This window comes from Marinobacter sp. UBA2498, assembly GCF_002341575.1.
GTDB lineage: Bacteria > Pseudomonadota > Gammaproteobacteria > Pseudomonadales > Oleiphilaceae > Marinobacter > Marinobacter manganoxydans.
Map to the genome: position 1 here is coordinate 10,786 of NZ_DDOI01000101.1, position 319 is coordinate 11,104.

Consider the following 319-nt stretch of genomic DNA (forward strand, 5'->3'; position numbering starts at 1 on the left):
CCACCGGCCTCGGTGATGCCAAGGTGCAGGGGCTGCTCAATCTGCTGGGCAATCTTACGGTAGGCATCGACCGTCATAAACACTTCCGACGCTTTCAGGCTCACCTTGAAATCCTGGAAGTCATGACGATCCAGGATATCGATGTGGCGCATGGCAGACTCCACCAACGCGTCTGCCGTGGGTTCGCCATATTTGCGCTGGAGAGACTTCTCCAGCGAACCGGCGTTCACACCAATGCGAATGGGAATGTTGCCGTCCCGGGCCGCACTGATTACGGCACTGACGCGGTCATCACGGCCGATATTGCCCGGATTGATCC

At 58.0% G+C, this 319-nt stretch carries 1 protein-coding gene; it reads right to left on the minus strand.

The genetic code is table 11. The annotated features are described in order from the left end of the window. The coding region (locus B2W52_RS14105; protein WP_286803640.1) for a flavodoxin-dependent (E)-4-hydroxy-3-methylbut-2-enyl-diphosphate synthase at window positions 1-319 on the minus strand (319 nt) is incomplete at both ends.